Origin of the sequence: Pseudomonas sp. I3-I5 (assembly GCF_022699445.1) — a bacterium.
Classification (GTDB): domain Bacteria; phylum Pseudomonadota; class Gammaproteobacteria; order Pseudomonadales; family Pseudomonadaceae; genus Aquipseudomonas; species Aquipseudomonas fulva.
In genome coordinates, this window is the sequence record NZ_CP093940.1 from 390375 (window position 1) to 408818 (window position 18444).

Annotated in this window: 16 protein-coding genes and 2 pseudogenes; 6 read left to right on the forward strand and 12 right to left on the reverse strand. The window is 62.8% G+C overall.

Annotated features, from left to right (window positions below; translation table 11 throughout):
* Positions 1-99: 99 nt before the first annotated feature.
* A pseudogene (locus MOP87_RS01655) lies at positions 100-369 on the reverse strand (phage infection protein); the annotation flags it as partial.
* Positions 370-708: 339 nt separating this feature from the next.
* On the opposite strand from MOP87_RS01655, the gene MOP87_RS01660 reads away from it, so the two are divergent.
* Positions 709-2775, forward strand: a complete 2067-nt coding sequence (locus tag MOP87_RS01660) for an AsmA family protein (RefSeq protein ID WP_242810040.1) — start codon at positions 709-711, stop codon at positions 2773-2775.
* A gap of 337 nt (positions 2776-3112) precedes the next feature.
* On the opposite strand, the gene MOP87_RS01665 is transcribed toward MOP87_RS01660, so the two are convergent.
* On the reverse strand, positions 3113-3643 hold the full coding sequence (locus MOP87_RS01665) for a ferritin-like domain-containing protein (RefSeq protein WP_104925737.1): 531 nt from the start codon (positions 3641-3643) through the stop codon (positions 3113-3115).
* 49 nt (positions 3644-3692) lie between these two features.
* Positions 3693-4034, reverse strand: coding sequence for an osmotically-inducible lipoprotein OsmE (osmE, locus tag MOP87_RS01670; RefSeq protein WP_027915304.1), 342 nt, complete (start codon positions 4032-4034; stop codon positions 3693-3695).
* Between the two features lie 190 nt (positions 4035-4224).
* Here osmE and MOP87_RS01675 point away from each other — a divergent pair, with 190 nt between their 5' ends.
* Together MOP87_RS01675 and MOP87_RS01680 are read left to right on the forward strand one after the other, a co-directional pair.
* Positions 4225-4512: a PsiF family protein gene (locus MOP87_RS01675; RefSeq protein ID WP_145280426.1), complete on the forward strand. Its 288-nt coding sequence runs from the start codon at positions 4225-4227 to the stop codon at positions 4510-4512.
* A gap of 71 nt (positions 4513-4583) precedes the next feature.
* The gene (locus tag MOP87_RS01680) at positions 4584-5591 is read left to right on the forward strand and encodes a hypothetical protein (protein WP_242810041.1); all 1008 of its coding nucleotides are present in this window, start codon (positions 4584-4586) and stop codon (positions 5589-5591) included.
* A 122-nt stretch (positions 5592-5713) separates the two neighbouring features.
* On the opposite strand, the gene MOP87_RS01685 is transcribed toward MOP87_RS01680, so the two are convergent.
* Positions 5714-6982 (reverse strand): Hsp70 family protein, encoded by a 1269-nt coding sequence (locus tag MOP87_RS01685; RefSeq protein ID WP_028687180.1) that lies wholly within the window; start codon positions 6980-6982, stop codon positions 5714-5716.
* A gap of 164 nt (positions 6983-7146) precedes the next feature.
* Between MOP87_RS01685 and cbpA the strand changes: the two genes are divergently transcribed.
* Together cbpA and MOP87_RS01695 are read left to right on the forward strand one after the other, a co-directional pair.
* Entirely contained in the window at positions 7147-8103 is a 957-nt protein-coding gene (cbpA, locus tag MOP87_RS01690; RefSeq protein WP_023534572.1) for a curved DNA-binding protein, read from the forward strand.
* Between the two features lie 2 nt (positions 8104-8105).
* Positions 8106-8411: a chaperone modulator CbpM gene (locus MOP87_RS01695; protein WP_023534557.1), complete on the forward strand. Its 306-nt coding sequence runs from the start codon at positions 8106-8108 to the stop codon at positions 8409-8411.
* A gap of 89 nt (positions 8412-8500) precedes the next feature.
* Here MOP87_RS01695 and MOP87_RS01700 read toward each other — a convergent pair whose 3' ends face one another.
* The 6 genes and pseudogenes from MOP87_RS01700 to urtA form a co-directional block, all read right to left on the reverse strand.
* Positions 8501-9022: a GNAT family N-acetyltransferase gene (locus MOP87_RS01700; RefSeq protein WP_110607102.1), complete on the reverse strand. Its 522-nt coding sequence runs from the start codon at positions 9020-9022 to the stop codon at positions 8501-8503.
* A 31-nt stretch (positions 9023-9053) separates the two neighbouring features.
* Positions 9054-9752 carry an urea ABC transporter ATP-binding subunit UrtE gene (gene urtE, locus MOP87_RS01705; protein WP_027915298.1) on the reverse strand — a complete coding sequence of 233 codons (699 nt, stop codon included), beginning with the start codon at positions 9750-9752 and terminating at the stop codon, positions 9054-9056.
* A 74-nt stretch (positions 9753-9826) separates the two neighbouring features.
* Positions 9827-10683, reverse strand: a pseudogene (gene urtD / locus MOP87_RS01710) (urea ABC transporter ATP-binding protein UrtD).
* Positions 10680-11759: an urea ABC transporter permease subunit UrtC gene (urtC, locus tag MOP87_RS01715; protein WP_027915296.1), complete on the reverse strand. Its 1080-nt coding sequence runs from the start codon at positions 11757-11759 to the stop codon at positions 10680-10682. The pseudogene urtD and the gene urtC overlap by 4 nt, the downstream one beginning before the upstream one ends.
* Positions 11759-13207 carry an urea ABC transporter permease subunit UrtB gene (gene urtB / locus MOP87_RS01720; RefSeq protein WP_225806698.1) on the reverse strand — a complete coding sequence of 483 codons (1449 nt, stop codon included), beginning with the start codon at positions 13205-13207 and terminating at the stop codon, positions 11759-11761. The genes urtC and urtB overlap by 1 nt, the downstream gene beginning before the upstream one ends.
* A 125-nt stretch (positions 13208-13332) precedes the next feature.
* Entirely contained in the window at positions 13333-14598 is a 1266-nt protein-coding gene (urtA, locus tag MOP87_RS01725; protein ID WP_028687175.1) for an urea ABC transporter substrate-binding protein, read from the reverse strand.
* 445 nt (positions 14599-15043) lie between these two features.
* Between urtA and MOP87_RS01730 the strand changes: the two genes are divergently transcribed.
* Positions 15044-15340 (forward strand): hypothetical protein, encoded by a 297-nt coding sequence (locus tag MOP87_RS01730; protein WP_242810042.1) that lies wholly within the window; start codon positions 15044-15046, stop codon positions 15338-15340.
* A 65-nt stretch (positions 15341-15405) separates the two neighbouring features.
* Here the strand turns inward: MOP87_RS01730 and cycA are convergent, their stop codons facing one another.
* Positions 15406-16821, reverse strand: a complete 1416-nt coding sequence (cycA, locus tag MOP87_RS01735; protein ID WP_027915292.1) for a D-serine/D-alanine/glycine transporter — start codon at positions 16819-16821, stop codon at positions 15406-15408.
* Positions 16822-17062: 241 nt separating this feature from the next.
* Positions 17063-18430, reverse strand: a complete 1368-nt coding sequence (locus MOP87_RS01740) for a PepSY domain-containing protein (RefSeq protein WP_027915291.1) — start codon at positions 18428-18430, stop codon at positions 17063-17065.
* Positions 18431-18444: the final 14 nt, after the last annotated feature.

Below are 18444 nucleotides of genomic sequence, written 5' to 3' on the forward strand. Positions count from 1 at the left end.
GCTGGGCACTCTAGTTAAAAAAACGAAGCCCGGTCAATGGACCGGGCTCGAAGGGGGAGGTCAGGTAGACGACAGCGCGGTGCGTCTTCCATAAGGTCAGCTCACCCGTGCCGTTTGCGACAAGCGATCTGCACCGCCCTCGGCGACACGGGCGCTGCGCTCGATCAGGCGATCGGAACCCCCTTCGGCAACACGGGCGCTGCGCTCGATCAACCGGTCGGAGCCGCCTTCGGCGAGTGTTTCAAGTGGTTGGATGGTTTGAACAGCGCTCGAACGCGATTCGGCCGTCAGGTGCTGCTCGGCACCTGGCAGGGCGAACGCATTGGCTGCAAGCAAGGAAAAGGTGAGGGTCAACAGGTGGCGTTTCATGATTCGGTGCTCCTCTGCGGGGCTGGAAAGTGGGTGTGTAGCCAATGCTACGCCTCGCACTTGCACAGAGAAGTTCATCCGGGTAATGGTAAAAATCGACCCCATTAATATCAGGCGTCAAAGGCTCTATTCAGAGCCTTGCAGGGCCGCCGGCGGGCTTGATGGTAGGGGTGCGTAAGGGATGCACCGAGTGAGCATGACGAGCCAAACGCACCCAGACGCGGGAAATTCTTGGCTATCCTCCCCCTGAGATAAAACCCTCACGCCTTTCATCAGTCCCAGATACATGACCCCTCACCGCTACGCTTGTTTTCGCCTTGCCGCATGGAGACTCACGCAATGACGCGCCCCGCCAGAATCATCCTCTGGACCCTGACCACACTGCTGACCGTGCTGGCAATCCTGGTCGTGGTGATTGCCACCTTCGACTGGAACCGCGTCAAGCCGCTGCTCAACGAGAAGGTGTCCGAGGCCTTGCATCGGCCCTTCGCCATCAACGGCAACCTTGCAGTGCACTGGCGCACCGAGCCTGAAGAAGGGGGCTGGCGGGCATGGATACCTTGGCCGCATTTCACGGCTGAAGACCTCACCCTGGGCAACCCGGACTGGCTCAAAGAGCCGCAGATGGTTGCACTGGAGCGCGTGGAGTTTCGCCTGTCGCCGCTGCCCCTGTTGTTTCACCAAGTCAGCATCCCGCGCATCAACTTGACCAAGCCGACTGCCAGCCTGACACGCCTGGCGGACGGCAGGGCCAACTGGAACTTCGACTTCGGCCCGAAAGACGAAAACGAAGCACCGTCCAAATGGGAAATGGACATCGGTGCGATTGGTTTCGACCAAGGTAACGTCAGCTTCGACGACCAGACGCTCAAGGCTCGCATGAAGGTCCAGATCGATCCGCTGGGTAAGCCGATTCCGTTCAGCGACATCGTGGGCAAGGCCACGGCCGAGAAGTCGGCGCCTGCACAGGACTATGCATTCGGCCTCAAGGCGCAGGGGCGCTACAAGGATCAGCCCGTGTCCGGCACTGGCAAGATCGGTGGCCTGCTGGCACTCAAAGCATCCGATCAACCCTTCCCACTGCAAGCGGATGTGCGCATCGCCGACACCCATGTGGTACTGGCCGGTACCCTGACCGATCCGCTCAACCTGGGTGCACTCGACCTGCGACTGCGCCTGTCGGGCGCGAGCCTTGGCAATCTGTTCCCGTTGACCGGCGTGACATTGCCTGACACCCCGGCATATTCCACCGATGGCCACCTTAGCGCCAACCTGCACGCTGAGCAGGGCGCCACCTTCAAGTACCAAGGGTTCAATGGCAAGATCGGTGACAGCGACATTCATGGTGACCTGGCGTACGTCGCCAGCAAGCCTCGGCCCAAGCTCACGGGCAAGCTCGTTTCCAACCAGCTCCTGTTCAAGGACCTGGCGCCACTGATCGGCGCTGACTCCAATGCCGAGCAGAAAGCCCGTGGCGGTGCCAGCAAGCAGCCGTCCGACAAGGTCCTGCCGGTCGAGGAATTTCGTACCGACCGCTGGCGCGCCATGGATGCCGATGTCACCTTCACCGGCAAGCGCATCGTGCACAGCGAGCAGCTTCCCTTCAACGACCTGTCGGCCCACGTGATCCTGGAAGACGGCCTGCTGCGCCTGGAGCCTTTGAGGTTTGGCGTAGCGGGCGGCAACCTGGCATCGCGCATCCGCCTGGACGGCCGCAACGTTCCGTTGCAGGGGCGTGCACGGCTGACCGCCAGGGGATTCAAGCTCAAGCAGCTGTTCCCTTCTTTCGCGCCGATGCAAAGCAGCTTTGGCGAGCTCAATGGGGATGCCGACATTACCGGTAGCGGCAACTCCGTGGCAGCACTGCTCGGTAGCGCCAATGGCGACCTGCGCATGCTGGTCAACGATGGCGCCATCAGCCGCAGCCTCATGGAAATCGCAGGTTTGAACGTGGGCAACTACATCGTCGACAAACTGTTCGGTGATGAAGACGTGAAGATCAACTGCGCCGCTGCCGATGTCGGTATCAAGGATGGCCTTGCCAGCACGCGTCTGTTCATTTTCGATACCGAGAACGCGATCATCTACATCAACGGCACCGCCAACCTCGCCAATGAGCGCCTGGACCTGAAGATCACACCGGAATCCAAGGGGCTGAGGCTGTTCTCCCTGCGCTCGCCGCTGTATGTGCGGGGGGCTTTCGCCAAACCGAGCGCCGGGGTGCAGGCCGTACCGCTGGCGCTGCGCGGTGCCGGCATGGTTGCCCTTGGGGTGGTCGCGGGGCCTGCGGCCGGTCTCCTGGCGCTGGTCGCGCCCAGCAGTGGTGATGATCCCAACCAGTGCACACCGTTGTTGCAGCAGATGAAGGAAGGCAAGGCGCCGGCGGCCGTCAAAGGCCGCAAGTGATGAAGACGATGGGCGCGGCGGTTCAGAGGTCCTGCCGCGCCCTGTGGCCCTGTTAGTTGCCGAGCTGGAATGCTGGGGCTGCGCAGCAGCCCCGACCCTCTGAGCTGCCGAGCTGGAAACCCTTGGCGCTGCGTGGCCTGGCAGCCAGCCCAGCACCTCGGCGGGACCGATCACAGGGTTCAGTAACTCAAAGGTCTGGGACAAGACAGTCGGCGCTTCACAATCACCGAGACTGGGAACGGTCCGATCAGGGCGCCGGACCGACCGCAATGGGCTGCGAAGCAGCCCTGCGTGACGAGCATTACCGCATCAGCGGCCTTGCGTGTTGCGATTGGCCTTACAGACCGTCGAGCAGGTCGGACATGTCATCGGCGTGCTCTTCTTCTTGCGCCAGAATGTCTTCGAAGATACGGCGAGTGGTCGGGTCCTTGTCGCCGATGTACTGGATGATCTCGCGGTAGCTGTCGATGGCGATACGCTCGGCCACCAAGTCTTCCAGGACCATTTCCTTGAGGGTCGCACCTGCCACGTACTGGGCGTGGGAGTTCTTGCTCAGGTTGTCCGGGTTGAAGTCAGGCTCACCGCCCAGTTGCACGATACGCTCGGCCAGCTTGTCGGCGTGTTCGGCTTCCTGGTTGGCATGCTCCAGGAATTCTTCGGCAGCCACACTGGCCTTGACGCCAGAAGCCATGAAGTAGTGACGCTTGTAGCGCAGGGTGCAGACCAGCTCGGTGGCCAGCGAATCGTTGAGCAGCTTGATGATGCGCTCGCGATCAGCATTGTAGCCTTCGGTCACTGCACCATTTTCCACATGCTCGCGTGCACGCTGGCGCAGGGTCTGGATATCGGTCATTTCAGTCGTGTTCATGTTTCATCTCCGAAAAGCATCAGGTAGTCGTAGTCAGGTAGCGGAAGCCTTACGCGCCTTTGACGGCCTCGCGGTCTTCTTCACGTTGTTTGCAGGTCTTGAAACCCTTGGCATCCACATGGCCGGTGGCATCGAAGCGCACGTAGTACGGCTGCTGCTTGCCGTCGCGGTTGAGGATGTAATCGTTGCAGGTACCGCCATTGGGCAGGTCGATGACATTGGACGGGCTGCCGCCGATGGCGATCACGCGCTGCATGGTCATGCCATTTTCGACCTGCTTGACCAGGGGCTCGTTGCGGTAGGTCACATAGTCCACCGGGTTTTCCGGGCGGCTGCCGCATGCCGCCAGGGTGGCGCTGGCCAGAAGGATTGCCAGAGTCTGCTTGAACATCGTCCCGCTCCTTGCACAAAAGGGTATGTGCAGGTTTTGAACCTCACGCAGCGCCAGGAGTTCGATCGAGCTAGCCAATTGCCTGCGTGCAAATGGTTGTCGTGCCTTGATGGCAAACCGGGCCTCGCGCCAGGCTTGTCTACACTGCTGGTGTCACCGTGCGTTGGGCGCGGGCTCAGGAGAACACGACATGAAACGGCTGCACATTCCGTTGCTGATGGTTGCGCTGTTGTTCAGCGCCCAGGGCTTTGCGGCAACTACCACCCAGCAGGAAAAGATGAAAACGTGCAATGCAGATGCCACGGCGCAATCGCTCAAGGGCGACGCCCGCAAGGCCTTCATGAGTACGTGCCTGAAGAAACAGGTGCCGCCCACCCAGCAGGAAAAAATGAAGACGTGCAATGCCGACGCCACTGCCAAGGTGCTCAAGGGTGATGAGCGCAAGGCGTTCATGAGTGACTGCCTGAAGAAGAAATGATCGGTGCCTATGCCTGCAGGCCTAACGCTGGCAGACTGCGGATCTTCTTCGCTGGCTGCCGCTGAGGCTGTATGACCTTCACCCCCCGCCAAGTCACCCTGGCAAGTTTGATCATCGTATTCGCAGGCTTGCTGATGGCGTTGCCGTTGAAGCTGCTGCCCAGCCTGCTGGCAGGCCTGCTGGTGTTCGAACTGGTCAACATGCTCACGCCGCGCCTGCAGCCGTTGATTGCCGGGCAGCGTGCGCGCTGGCTGGCAGTGGCGCTGCTGGGGACGCTAGTGGTGATCAGCCTTGCGCTGTTGATCGCCGGGGCATTCAGCTTCCTGTTGCATGAAGCGGAAAATCCAGGCGCTTCGCTGGACAAGTTCATGGCGCTGGTGGAGCGGGCACGCGGCCAGTTGCCGCCGTTCATCGAGGGCTACCTGCCGGCCAGCGCGGCAGAGTTCAAAGTGGCGATCGGCGACTGGATCAAGAGCCACCTCAGTGATTTGCAACTGGTGGGCCAGGGCATGGCGCACATGTTCGTGACCCTGCTGATCGGCATGATCCTGGGGGCCATCGTCGCCCTGCAGCGCATACCCGACATCTCTCGGCGCAAGCCACTGGCTGCCGCCCTGTTCGAGCGCCTGAGCCTGCTGGTCCAGGCGTTTCGCAACATCGTTTTCGCCCAGATTAAGATTTCCCTGCTCAATACCGCATTCACCGGTATCTTCCTGGCCGTGGTGCTGCCGCTGTTCGGGGTGCATCTGCCGCTGACCAAGACCTTGATCGTGCTGACGTTCCTGTTGGGTCTGCTACCGGTCATTGGCAACCTCATGTCCAACACCCTGATCACCATCGTGGGGTTGTCGTTGTCGGTGTGGGTGGCTGCGGCGGCGTTGGTCTACCTGATCGTCATCCACAAGGTGGAATACTTCCTCAACGCCAAGATCGTCGGGGGGCAGATCAGGGCCAAGGCTTGGGAACTGCTGTTGGCGATGCTGGTGTTCGAAGCGGCGTTCGGCCTGCCGGGGGTGGTAGCAGGGCCGGTCTATTACGCCTATCTCAAGAGCGAGCTGCGCAGGATGGAGCTGGTATGAATGCGGCCATGACGGCCCAGCTCAGGGCATAGCAGGGCCGGCGTCAGGCTTGGTCAGGCGGTGTTGACCAGCGCCACCGCCAACGAGGGGCGACCCAAGCGCCCCTTACCCCGGTCATTTCGTCACGCGCCGTAGCGCTTGCGTGCCTCGATGGCCAGCCCACTGCCGATGCTGCCAAAGATGTTGCCTTCCACATGACGTGCATTGGGCAACATCGCCGCCACGCTGTTGCGCAGGGCTGGAATGCCGCTGGAGCCGCCCGTGAAAAATACCGTGTCGACCTGGCCCTGGCTGACCCCGGCCTTGGCCAGCAAGTCCGTGACACTGGCCCGCACCCGTTCCAGCAGGCTTTCGATGGCCATCTCGAACAAGCTGCGAGACAGGTCCACGCCAAGGCCGGGTTCGATGCGGCCGAGGTCGACGTGACGACTGGGCTGTTCGGTCAGCTCGATCTTGCTGGCTTCCACTTCCATGGCCAGCCAATGCCCGGCGCGCTCCTCGATGAGCTTGAACAGCCGATCCACGCCGAGGGTGTCCTCGATGTCGTAGCGCATGTTGCCCAGGGCCAGCTGCGACTTCTGTGAGTACAAGGCGTTGATCGTGTGCCAAGTGGCCAGGTTCAGGTGATAGCTGGTTGGCATCAAGGCACCGCTTTTCATGCGGCTGCCATAACCGAACAGCGGCATCACCCCTTGCAGGCTCAGCTGCTTGTCGAAGTCCGTGCCGCCGATGTGTACGCCACCGGTCGCAAGGATGTCGCTCTGGCGCTCGGCTACCGCGTGCCGCTCAGGCGACAGCCTGATGAGGGTGAAGTCGGAAGTACCGCCGCCGATATCGACGATCAGCACCAGTTCCTCCCGGCTGATGCCCGACTCGTAGTCGAACGCCGCAGCGATGGGCTCGTACTGGAACGACACGTCCTTGAAGCCGATCTTGCGTGCTACCTCGGCCAGCGTGTCCTCGGCTTCCTGGTCGGCTGCCGGGTCCTCGTCGACGAAGAATACCGGGCGGCCGAGTACCACCTGATCGAACTCACGCCCGGCCTCGGCCTGCGCGCGGTTTTTCAGCTCACCGATGAACATGCCCAGCAGGTCCTTGAACGGCAGTGCGCTGCCCAGCACGCTGGTGTCGTGCTTGATCAACTTGGACCCGAGCAGGCTCTTGAGCGAGCGCATCAGGCGCCCCTCGTAGCCTTCGAGGTATTCGTGCAGGGCCAGCCGACCGTAGACAGGGCGGCGCTCCTCGATGTTGAAGAACACCACCGAGGGCAACGTGATCTTGCCGTCTTCCAGGGCAATCAGCGATTCCGTGCCCGGTCGGTGCCAGCCAACCGTCGAGTTGGAGGTGCCAAAGTCGATGCCAAGGGCGCGGGCCGGGGATACGTCGGACATGGGGAAAAGGCTTCCGGAGGCAAAACGGCCGCGCAGTGTATGCCAGCTGGCGACAGAATCAAGACCGGTCGTCTGCCATGGAGCAACCCCAAGCGGGCCTTGAAAGGCTATGCTTGATCCCTATCTTCTCCAGCAACACGCACATTCTCACTGGTGATCCCTAGATGGACTTCAAAGACTACTACAAGATACTTGGCGTAGAGCCCACAGCGGACGACAAGGCGATCAAGGCCGCGTACCGCAAGCTGGCCCGCAAGTATCACCCTGATGTCAGCAAAGAGCGCGACGCCGAAGACAAATTCAAGGAAGCCAACGAGGCCTACGAAGTGCTGGGCGATGCGCAGAAACGCGCCGAATTCGATGAAATTCGCAAGTACGGCGGCCAGCATGGTCGGCCATTCCAGGCGCCGCCAGGCTGGGAAAGCCGAGGCGGGGCCGGAGGCGGTTTCGAGAGTGGCGATTTTTCGGACTTTTTCAGCTCGATGTTCGGCGGTCGTGGAGGCAACCCGTTCGGGGGCGCCCGTCAACAACAGCGCAGTGCCGGCAGGCGAGGGCAGGACGTGGAGCTTGAACTGGCGGTATTTCTGGAAGAAACCCTGAGCAAGGAGTCCAAGCAGATCAGCTTCCAGGTTCCGCAAACCAATGCCATGGGCCAGCGTACGGGGTTCACCACCAAGACCCTGAACGTCAAGATCCCGGCCGGCGTGACCGATGGCGAGCGCATTCGCCTCAAGGGCCAGGGTGCCCCGGGTGTCGGTGGCGGTGCCAATGGCGATTTGTTCCTGACCATCCGCATGGCCCCGCACCCGCTGTTCGACGTCGAGGGGCATGACCTGATCATCACCGTGCCGCTGGCGCCTTGGGAAGCGGCCTTGGGCACCAAGGTGGCGGTGCCCACGCTCGAAGGCAGGATCAACCTGACCATCCGCCCCGACAGCCAGAGCGGGCAGCGCCTGCGGGTGCCAGGCAAGGGCCTGGCCGACAAGCATGGCCAGCGCGGCAACCTCTATGCACAGCTCAAGGTCGTCATGCCGACCACCTCTGACGAATCTACCCGGGAACTGTGGGCCAAGCTTTCCGAGAAGGCCGCGTTCGACCCGAGGGCACAATGGAGTAAGTGATCATGAGCAGCACCCTGATCGTTCAACTGGACATGCATACCTTGTGTCAGGAAGCCGACCTTACGGCGGACTGTGTGATCGAGATCGTCGAGCACGGCATTGTGGAGCCAACCGGGCGCAGGCCTGAAGACTGGCTGTTCGACGATCAGGCACCGCTGCTGGCAAGGCGCGCGGCCAAGCTGCACCAGGAGTTGGAGCTGGAATGGGAAGGCGTGGCGCTGGCCCTGGAATTGCTCCAGGAGGTGCAGCAGCTGCGCAACGAGAACAGCATGCTGCGCCAGCGCCTGGGCAGGTTCACGCAGATGTGAGGGGAATCAGGCGCGGGCAGGGCTGGAGCGCTGGCCTGCGCAGCCTTGTGTCACCGGGCAAGGCTGCGTGAGGGCGGCCTTGCCCAGTGTCATGACAGGTCTGGCTCGGCCCCTGGGTTCAGCACCCGCTGCATGAAGGTCAGGTCCAGCCAGCGCCCGAACTTCACCCCCACCTGCGGCATCTGCCCGGTGACCACGAACCCCAGCTGCTCGTGCAGGTGCACAGACGCTGCGTTGCCGCTTTCGATGGCCGCGACCATGACGTGCTTGCCGCCACCTTGTGCGCGCTCGATCAATGCACGCATCAGCGCCGGCCCAAGCCCTTTGCCGCGCTGATCGCTGCGCACGTACACCGAATGCTCGACCGTGTGGCGGAAGCCCTCGAACGGGCGCCAGTCCCCGAATGAGGCGTAGCCCAGCACGTCGGCGCCGTCCACGGCTACCAGTATCGGGTAACCCTGTTGCGCACGGGCGTCGAACCAGGCCTGGCGGTTGGCCAGGTCCACCGGCGTCTCGTTCCAGATAGCCGTGGTGTTGCGCACGGCATCGTTGTAGATGTCTAGGATGGCCGGTAGGTCGGCAGGCAGGGCGTCGCGGATTTCGTGACTCATGGCAGCGTCTCGCAAGGTCGAAGCGTGCAGGTTAAATGGTTACCAGCCCGCGTACACCTTCGGCCTGCATGTTTTCGCCCCGGCCACGCTGTACGATCTGGCCGCGGGCCATGACCAGGTAGTGATCCGCCAACGCTTCGGCAAAATCGTAGAACTGCTCGACCAGCAGGATGGCCATGTCGCCGCGCTGCGCCAGCCGCTGGATCACCGCGCCTATTTCCTTGATCACCGAAGGCTGGATGCCTTCGGTGGGCTCATCGAGAATCAGCAGGCGCGGGCGACTGGCCAGTGCCCGGCCAATAGCCAGCTGCTGTTGCTGCCCCCCGGACAAATCCCCGCCCCGGCGTTGCTTCATTTGTTCGAGCACAGGGAACAACTCGTAGATGAAGGCAGGCACTTCACGTGCCTCGCGCCCCGGAAAGCGTGACAAGCCCATCAGCAGGTTTTCCTCGACGCTCAGGCGCGGGAAAATTTCGCGGCCCTGCGGTACGTACGCGATGCCGGCCTGCACCCGGTGGTGCGGCTTGAGTGCGGTAATGGGCTTGCCTTCCCATTCCACGCTGCCTTCGCGCACAGGCACCAGGCCCATCAGGCAACGCAGCAACGTGGTCTTGCCCACGCCGTTGCGACCCAGCAGGCAGGTGACCTCGCCCAGCCTGGCTTCGAAGGACAGGCCGCGCAGGATGTGGCTGCCGCCGTAGTACTGGTGCAGCGTATCGATCTTGAGCATGCGAGGCTCCTGAAGTAACCGGTTGTGCGACCCCGGTAGCTCACCGGTGTACGCATGATTAAACGTGCGCTTGCTCAACGACCGAGGTACACCTCGACCACACGATCATCGGCCTGCACCTGCTCAAGCGACCCCTCAGCCAGCACCGAACCCTGGTGCAGCACCGTCACATGGTCGGCGATGCTGCCCACGAACCCCATGTCATGCTCGACCACCATCAGCGAGTGCTTGCCTGCAAGCCCCTTGAACAGCTCGGCAGTGAAGGCGGTTTCGGCGTCGGTCATGCCGGCCACGGGTTCATCGAGCAACAGCAATTGGGGTTCCTGGACCAGCAGCATGGCAATTTCCAGAAATTGCTTCTGGCCGTGGGACAGCAGCCCGGCCTGGCGCGAGGCCAGCCCGTTCAGGCGCACGGTGGTCAGGACTTCGTCGATCCTGTCGCGTTGCTCGCCGCTCAAGCGCGACCTCAGGCTCGCCCACACCGACTTGTCGGTCTTGAGCGCCAGCTCGAGGTTTTCGTACAGGCTCAACGCCTCGAACACCGTGGGTTTCTGGAACTTGCGGCCGATACCCGCCTGGGCAATCTGGTATTCGCTCATGCGCGTCAGGTCGAGCGTGTCGCCAAAGTAGGCACTGCCTGCGCTGGGCCGTGTCTTGCCGGTGATCACGTCCATCATCGTGGTCTTGCCGGCGCCGTTCGGGCCGATGATGCAGCGCAGCTCGCCCACGCCGATATACAGCGTCAGCGCATTGAGCGCCTTGAACCCATCGAAACTGACGCTTACCTCTTCAAGGCTCAGCACGGTGCCGTGCCGCGCGTCCAGGCCAGTACCCGGGCATGGCCCAGGCCTATGGCGTCGCGGCCGATACCCTGCGGGTCGAAGGCAGGTTCGAGCATGAACTCCGGGTGTACCGGGGGCAGGCCTCTCATGGCTGGCTCCTTTTGTTCCACAGGCCGACCAGGCCCTTGGGCAAGTACAGGGTCACGAGGATGAACAGCGCGCCGAGGAAAAACAGCCAGAATTCCGGGAAAGCCACGGTGAACCAGCTCTTCATGCCGTTGATCAGCCCTGCGCCCAGCAGGGGACCGATCAGGGTGCCGCGCCCGCCCAGCGCCACCCATACAGCGGCCTCGATGGAGTTGGTGGGCGACATCTCGCTAGGGTTGATGATGCCGACCTGTGGCACGTACAACGCGCCTGCCAGGCCACACAGCATGGCACTGAGCACCCATACCAGCAGCTTGAAACCACGCGGGTCGTAGCCACAGAACATCAATCGGTTCTCGGCATCGCGAACGGCTGTCAACAAGCGCCCGAACTTGCTGCGCGTCAGCCGCCAGCACAGGTACAGGCTTGCGACCAGCAGTGCGACGGTGAGCAGGAACAGCACCGCGCGGGTCCCGGGTGCGGCGATGTCGAAGCCCAGCAGGGTGCGAAAGCTGGTGAAACCGTTGTTGCCGCCAAAACCGGTCTCATTGCGAAAGAACAGCAACATCCCGGCAAAGGTCAGGGCCTGGGTCATGATCGAGAAGTACACACCCTTGATCCGCGAGCGGAAGGCAAACCAGCCGAACACCAGGGCCAGCATGCCAGGCGCCAGCACCGCCAGGCACAAGGCCCAGGCAAAGTGCTGGGTCCCTGCCCAGTACCAGGGCAGCTCGCTCCAGGACAGGAACGTCATGAAACCCGGCAGCCCGTCCCCGGCGGCCTGGCGCATCAAGTACATCCCCATGGCATAGCCGCCCAGGGCAAAGAACAGGCCATGGCCAAGCGACAACAGCCCCGCATAGCCCCAGACCAGGTCAAGGGCCAGGGCCACGATGGCGTAACAGAGGATCTTGCCCACCAGTGTGAGCACATAGGCCGACACATGCAGGGCATGATCGGCGGGCAGCAGTGACAACAGCGGCAAGGCGAGTAGCAGGGTCAGGGCGGCGATACCCAGCGCCAGCGACAGGCGAGGGCCGGCTTTGTGCGCGGCGGTGACAAGCAGTGGCTGGTTCATCAGTCGATCACCCGTCCCTTGAGGGCAAACAGGCCTTGCGGGCGCTTCTGGATGAACAGAATAACCAGCGCAAGGATGAGGATCTTGCCGAGCACCGCACCGATCTGCGGCTCCAGCAGTTTGTTGGCGATGCCCAGCCCGAACGCCGCCCAGAGGCTTCCGGCCAGTTGGCCGACCCCCCCTAGCACCACCACCAGGAATGAATCGATGATGTAGCTTTGCCCCAGGTCCGGCCCTACGTTGCCGACCTGGCTCAAGGCCACGCCGCCCAGGCCTGCGATGCCCGAGCCCAGGCCAAAGGCGAGCATGTCCACACGCCCGGTGGACACGCCGCAGCAGGCCGCCATGTTGCGGTTCTGGGTAACGGCGCGCACGTTCAGGCCCAGACGCGTGCGGTTGAGCAGCAGCCAAGTCAGCAGCACCACGGCCAGGGCGAAGGCGATGATCACCAGGCGGTTGTAGGGCAGGATCAGGTTGGGCAGGACCTGGATGCCACCCGACAACCAGGCCGGGTTGCTGACCTCGACGTTCTGTGCGCCGAACAGCAACCGCACAGCCTGGATCAGGATCAGGCTGATGCCCCAAGTGGCCAGCAGGGTTTCCAGGGGCCGGCCGTACAGGTGGCGGATCACCGTGCGCTCCAGCGCCATGCCGACACCGGCACTGACGGCGAACGCCACGGGCAGGGCGATCAGCGGGTAAAACTCCAGGGCGCCCGGGGCGTAGCGCTGCACCACGACCTGCACCATGTAGGTGCTGTAGGCGCCGAGCATCAGCATCTCGCCGTGCGCCATGTTGATCACCCCCAAAAGGCCGAACGTGATCGCCAGCCCCAGCGCCGCCAACAGCAGGATCGACCCCAGCGACAGGCCACTGAAGGCCTGGCCGAGCACTTCACCGACCAGCAGCTTGCGCTTGACCTGGGCCAGGCTGGTTTCAGCGGCGGTACGCACCGTGGGGTCCGTTTCCATCTCTGGTTGCAACAGCGCCTCCAGGCGGGTGCGGGCCGTTGGGTCACCGGTTTCTCCCAACAGGCGCACGGCCGCCAGGCGCACCGACGGGTCGCTGGCACCGAGCTGCAGGTTGGCCAACGCCAGGCCCAAGGCTGCCCGCACGGCCGCATCCGGCTCGCTGGCGTAGCGCCGGTCGAGCAAGGCGACCTGGGCCGGTTGTGCACTCTTTTGCAACTGCCTGGCGGCAGCCAGCCGGGTGGCGCTGTCGTCACTGAGTAACCGGTGGCTGGCCAGGGCATTGTCGATCAGCCCGCGCAGGCGGTTGTTCAGGCGCACCTTGCGGTTGTCGTCCTTGGCAATGCGGCCGGCCTGCAGGTTTTCCAACAGCGCCAGCCGGCCCGGCTCGGGTTGGGCGGCCCAGGTATCGAGCAGGCGCGCCTGCTCGGCGGGCTTGGCGGCGAGGAAAAACTCGCCCTCGCTGGCTTGGGCTGCCATGGGCAACAGCAGTAGCAGGGTAAGCAGGAATCTGAGCATGAGGCTCTCCTGTAAATCAGCGCTTACGCGCAGGCGTACCCGAACGCCGGGCCGCCTACGGGCGGGCTGCAAAGCAGCCTTGGGCCTCAGTTACCTTTCACGGCGTAATCAGGGCGCTTGTCGTTGCCTGGGATGAAGGGGCTCCAGGGTTGTGCCCGCAGCGGTTGCTCGGTCTCCCACACCACGCTGAACTGCCCATCGTCCTGGATCTCGCCGATCATCACGGGCTTGTGCAGGTGGTGATTGGTCTTGTCCATGGTCAGGGTGTAGCCCGAAGGGGCCTTGAAGGTCTGCCCGGCCAGCGCTTCGCGCACCTTGTCCACATCGGTGGATTTGGCTTTTTCCGCCGCCTGCGCCCACATGTGAATGCCCACATAGGTGGCTTCCATCGGATCGTTAGTTACCGCCTTGTCGGCGCCAGGCAGGCCTTTGGCCTTGGCATACGCCTTCCAATCAGCGACGAACTTCTGGTTGACCGGGTTATCCACCGACTCGAAGTAGTTCCAGGCGGCCAAATGACCCACCAACGGCTTGGTGTCGATGCCCCGCAGCTCTTCTTCGCCCACCGAGAACGCCACGACCGGCACATCGGTCGCTTTCAGGCCCTGGTTGGCCAGCTCTTTGTAGAAAGGCACGTTGGAGTCGCCGTTGACGGTAGAGATGACCGCGGTCTTGCCGCCAGCGGAGAACTTCTTGATGTTGGCGACGATGGTCTGGTAATCGGCGTGGCCGAACGGCGTGTAGACCTCCTCGATGTCCTTGTCGGCCACGCCCTTGCTGTGCAGGAACGCACGCAGAATCTTGTTGGTGGTGCGCGGGTAGACGTAGTCGGTGCCCAGCAGGAAGAAGCGCTTGGCGCCGCCGCCATCCTCGCTCATCAGGTATTCCACCGCCGGAATCGCTTGCTGGTTGGGCGCAGCGCCGGTGTAGAACACGTTCGGCGACATCTCTTCGCCCTCGTATTGCACCGGGTAGAACAGCAGGCCATTGAGCTCCTCGAATACCGGCAATACCGATTTGCGCGACACCGACGTCCAGCAACCGAACACCACCGCGACCTTGTCCTGGGTCAGCAACTGGCGGCTTTTTTCGGCGAACAGCGGCCAGTTGGACGCCGGGTCCACCACCACCGGCTCCAGCATCTTGCCGTTCACCCCACCTTTGGCGTTGATCTCATCGATGGTCATCAAGGCCATGTCCTTGAGCGACGTCTCGGAGATGGCCATGGTCCCGGACAGCGAATGCAGGATGCCGACCTTGATGGTCTCGGCGGCCTGGAGGCTCCAGCTAAGGCCCATCGCCGCCATCGAGGCGCTGAGGGTGAAGGCCTTGATCAGACTGCGTCGCTTCATGTGCTCTCTCCGCTGAGTTGTTGTGGTGTGGGCAGAAGGGCGATTGCAAAGGCTGTGCCGTGGTGCGCAAGGCTGCGGTCTAGAAGGGTTGTGCTTCTATGCAGGGCTTGGATAGGGGCCAGATTGGTGCTTGCGCGAGTGGCCTGCACAGGATTGGGTCCAGGGCGGTGAACAGTTTTGACACATAAGCGGTACTTGAGTACCGTTCGGCACCGCAGTAGATTCTGCGACCGGGATTGGCGTCCCGTTTTACAGAGAGATCGAGCATTGACGCTCCTTGCGACTTTGCTCTGCATGGCTGCACCCGTCATGGGCGGAGCCGTGTGTGGGAGCCTTCGGGCTCACCGGTTCTCTCTGCCGGCACGCCAACCCGCACGGCTCCGTCCACCCATATTGGCGTATGGGCTCGGAGCGTCATAAAGAGAGAGCTGCAAGGAGATGCACCATGCTCAAGAAGATCGTTCCTGATCCACCCCACACATCGCGTTCCGTGACCGCCAGTGCCGATTTCGGCACCTGCAATCAGGCTCATGATCCAATACTGTCGGTTCAGGCTGGAATCGATAGCGAGGATGCACTTGTGTGCGCCGTTGCCGCGCTGAAAGCGGCTTATGAAACCAATGCCGCAACACTGGAAAGGGTGGGAGAGCCGCTTCGTAGTTTACTGACCGCGACGGAAAACTCGCTAGAGAAAGGCTTGGCCCTGGCCGAGGCAGTGCTCAAGGGGTTGGAGCAAGGCTGAAGCGGCCTGGCTGTTGTGCGCCCATTCGCCAGTTCTGCCTGAGAATGGGCTGCACAGTTTCCTCATCAGTTGCTCGACGACCCACGTACGGCAGTACGCGGCTGGCGCCGGCTACGCACGAACTGGTAGGTCACCGCCAGGATCACAAACCAGATCGGCGTCACCAGCAGCGCCGAGCGGGTGTCGGCTTCCAGGCTCAGCAGCACCAGGATGCCGGCGAAGAACGCCAGGCACACGTAGCACATCAAGCGCCCGCCAGGCATCTTGTAAATCGACTGCTCGTGCAGCGCTGCGCGGTGCTTGCGGTAGCTCAGGTACGACAGCAGGATCAACGTCCAGACGAACATGAACAGCACCGCCGACACCGTGGTGACCAGGGTGAAGGCTTCGATCACGTTCGGGACCAGGTAGATCAGCACCGCGCCGAGCAACAGGCACAGGCAGGAGAAGTACAAGCCGTTGGCCGGCACGGCGCGACGGGACAGTTTCTCGAACGCTTTGGGCGCATCGCCTTCCTGGGCCAGGCCGAACAGCATGCGGCTGGTGGAGAACACCCCGCTGTTGGCAGACGAGGCCGCCGAGGTCAGCACCACGAAATTGATGATGCTCGCCGCCGCTGGCAGGCCTGCCAGCACGAACAGTTCCACGAACGGGCTCTTGCCCGGAACCACGTCGCGCCATGGGGTCACGGCCATGATCGCGATCAGTGCCAGTACATAGAACACGATGATGCGGATCGGGATCGAGTTGATCGCCCTGGGCAGCGTGCGCTCCGGGTTCTTGGCTTCGGCCGCCGTGGTGCCGACCAGCTCGATGCCCACGAAGGCGAACACCGCGATCTGGAACCCGGCGAAGAAGCCCATCACGCCATGGGGGAACATGCCGCCGTCATTCCACAGGTTGGCCAGTTGAGCCGTGCGCCCGCTGGGGGAGGTGAAGCCGGTGATGACCATGTACAGGCCGGTGGCGACCAGGCCCAGAATGGCGATGATCTTGATCAGGGCAAACCAGAACTCCATTTCGCCGAACAGCTTGACCGTGACCAGGTTCAGCGACAGCAGCACGGCCACGCAGGTGAGCGCCGGTATCCACTGAGGCAGGTCGGGGAACCAGAACTGGGTATAGGCCGCAATGGCCACCACGTCGGCAATGCCAGTGACTACCCAGCAGAACCAGTAGGTCCAGCCGGTGAAGTAGCCCGCCCAGGGACCGAGCAGGTCGGCGGAGAAGTCGATGAACGACTTGTAGTTCAAGTTCGACAGCAGCAGTTCGCCCATTGCACGCATGACGAAGAACAGCATGAAACCGATGATCATGTAGACGAAGATGATCGACGGCCCAGCCAGACTGATGGTCTTGCCCGAGCCCATGAACAGGCCGGTGCCGATGGCACCGCCAATGGCGATGAGCTGGATGTGTCGGTTGGTGAGGTTGCGTTGCAGGTGTTGATCGTCGGATGGAGTCGGCGCAGTTTGCGTCATAGGCTGCATTCCCTTGTAGAGGTCAGTCGCGTTGGCTGACGTAGCCGGCTAGGCTATCACGCACTGCAAAGGTGCGGGCGTGACAGATCGACACGATATCGTGAGTGCAGGGCGCTTTAGAAATGATCAGGGTCAAGCGTCGGCGCTTTGGACAATAAAGCTGCACCGACCGGCAGGGCCGTGAAACGCTCGGCGGGCCTTTCGGCTCGCCTGAGGTTCCACGACAGCCGCCTACCGTGCCCTATGCCTGCGCCGCCAACCTGGCGCGCCGTACCATCAGGTTGTCGAGTACCCACATCAGCACCATCGACACCCCCACCAAGGGGAAGACGAGCCCCAATGCCAGCATCACTACCACGGCCGTCTTCCAGCGCGGCAGGTCGTGGCGCAACGGGGGGACGCCCAGGCCGCCTTCGGGTCTGCGCTTCCACCACATCACCAAGCCACTGACCGACCCCAGCAGAATCATCAGGCACACCAGCGCAATGACGATCTGGTTCAGCGGGCCGAACATCTTGCCCTCGTGCAGCATGACCCCCAGTTCCGTGGCGCGGGCCACAGGGCTGTAGTCCTGCCAGCGCACATCGGCCAGCACCTTGCCGGTGTACTGGTCCACATGCAGGGTGGCATCGTTGCGTGGATCGTCGGCGAACACCGCAACGGTGAATACGCCGTCGGCCGTGGTAGGCAAGGTAATGCTGTAGCCCGGCTCCACCTGCCGCGCCGTGGCGATGTCCTCGACCTGTTGCACGCCCACGTTCGGTGCGGCCGGTTGGCTGGACAGGGTGTGATGCCCGGCGTGCTCGGCATGGGCGCCGGACTGGGGCATCGGCGTGTTCTCCACGGCCCAGGGCACGGTCTGGCGGTGAGCATGGTTGAGCTCGCGTGCCTGCTGGTCCGACTTCGGCACATCGTTCCACATCGCTACCGGAAAGCGGTTCCACAGGTCGGCATATTGCTTGCCCCAGAACCCGGTCCAGGTCATGCCGCTGAGCAGCATCAACAGCAGCAGCGCCGAGCCCCAGAACCCACTGACCGCGTGCAGGTCGCGCCAGAACAGCCGGCCTCGGGCGGCCAGGCGCGGCCACAGAACGCCTGCGCCCAGGCGCCCGCGTGGCCACCACAGGTACAGGCCCGAAACCACCAGCACGATGCCCCAGCCTGCGGCCAGTTCCACCAGGCGATCACCCAGGGTGCCCACCATCAACTCGCCGTGCAGGGCGCGGGCGATGGCTTGCAGGTTGCGCTTGCCGTCCTGCTCGCCGAGGATCTTGCCGCTGTACGGGTCGACGAACACATTCAGCTCGCGCCCGCCGTCGTGCACCACGAACTGCGCACTGCGCTGCGCGTTCAGCGGCGGCAGGTACTGGCCCACATGGCCTTCGGGGTACGCCGTGCGCACCTCGGCCAGCATCACATCGGCCCCTTGGCGATGATGGCCGGCCTCGACCACCATCAGGTCGCGGTACAGCCACGGATCGAGCTGCGGCTTGAACAGGTACACGAGCCCGGTAAGTGCCAGCAGGATCATGAAGGGGGCCACGAACAGCCCTGCATAGAAATGCCAACGCCAGGCCAGGTTGTAGAATGAAACGCGTGTTCCTCTCATGGGAACCTCCAGGT

Coding starts and splice junctions, on each gene's coding strand:
- MOP87_RS01660 (WP_242810040.1), top strand. CDS start 709: ATGACGCGCCCCGCCAGAATCATCCTCTGGACCCTGACCACACTGCTG.
- MOP87_RS01665 (WP_104925737.1), bottom strand. CDS start 3,643: ATGAACACGACTGAAATGACCGATATCCAGACCCTGCGCCAGCGTGCA.
- osmE (WP_027915304.1), bottom strand. CDS start 4,034: ATGTTCAAGCAGACTCTGGCAATCCTTCTGGCCAGCGCCACCCTGGCG.
- MOP87_RS01675 (WP_145280426.1), top strand. CDS start 4,225: ATGAAACGGCTGCACATTCCGTTGCTGATGGTTGCGCTGTTGTTCAGC.
- MOP87_RS01680 (WP_242810041.1), top strand. CDS start 4,584: ATGACCTTCACCCCCCGCCAAGTCACCCTGGCAAGTTTGATCATCGTA.
- MOP87_RS01685 (WP_028687180.1), bottom strand. CDS start 6,982: ATGTCCGACGTATCCCCGGCCCGCGCCCTTGGCATCGACTTTGGCACC.
- cbpA (WP_023534572.1), top strand. CDS start 7,147: ATGGACTTCAAAGACTACTACAAGATACTTGGCGTAGAGCCCACAGCG.
- MOP87_RS01695 (WP_023534557.1), top strand. CDS start 8,106: ATGAGCAGCACCCTGATCGTTCAACTGGACATGCATACCTTGTGTCAG.
- MOP87_RS01700 (WP_110607102.1), bottom strand. CDS start 9,022: ATGAGTCACGAAATCCGCGACGCCCTGCCTGCCGACCTACCGGCCATC.
- urtE (WP_027915298.1), bottom strand. CDS start 9,752: ATGCTCAAGATCGATACGCTGCACCAGTACTACGGCGGCAGCCACATC.
- urtC (WP_027915296.1), bottom strand. CDS start 11,759: ATGAACCAGCCACTGCTTGTCACCGCCGCGCACAAAGCCGGCCCTCGC.
- urtB (WP_225806698.1), bottom strand. CDS start 13,207: ATGGCAGCCCAAGCCAGCGAGGGCGAGTTTTTCCTCGCCGCCAAGCCC.
- urtA (WP_028687175.1), bottom strand. CDS start 14,598: ATGAAGCGACGCAGTCTGATCAAGGCCTTCACCCTCAGCGCCTCGATG.
- MOP87_RS01730 (WP_242810042.1), top strand. CDS start 15,044: ATGCTCAAGAAGATCGTTCCTGATCCACCCCACACATCGCGTTCCGTG.
- cycA (WP_027915292.1), bottom strand. CDS start 16,821: ATGACGCAAACTGCGCCGACTCCATCCGACGATCAACACCTGCAACGC.
- MOP87_RS01740 (WP_027915291.1), bottom strand. CDS start 18,430: ATGAGAGGAACACGCGTTTCATTCTACAACCTGGCCTGGCGTTGGCAT.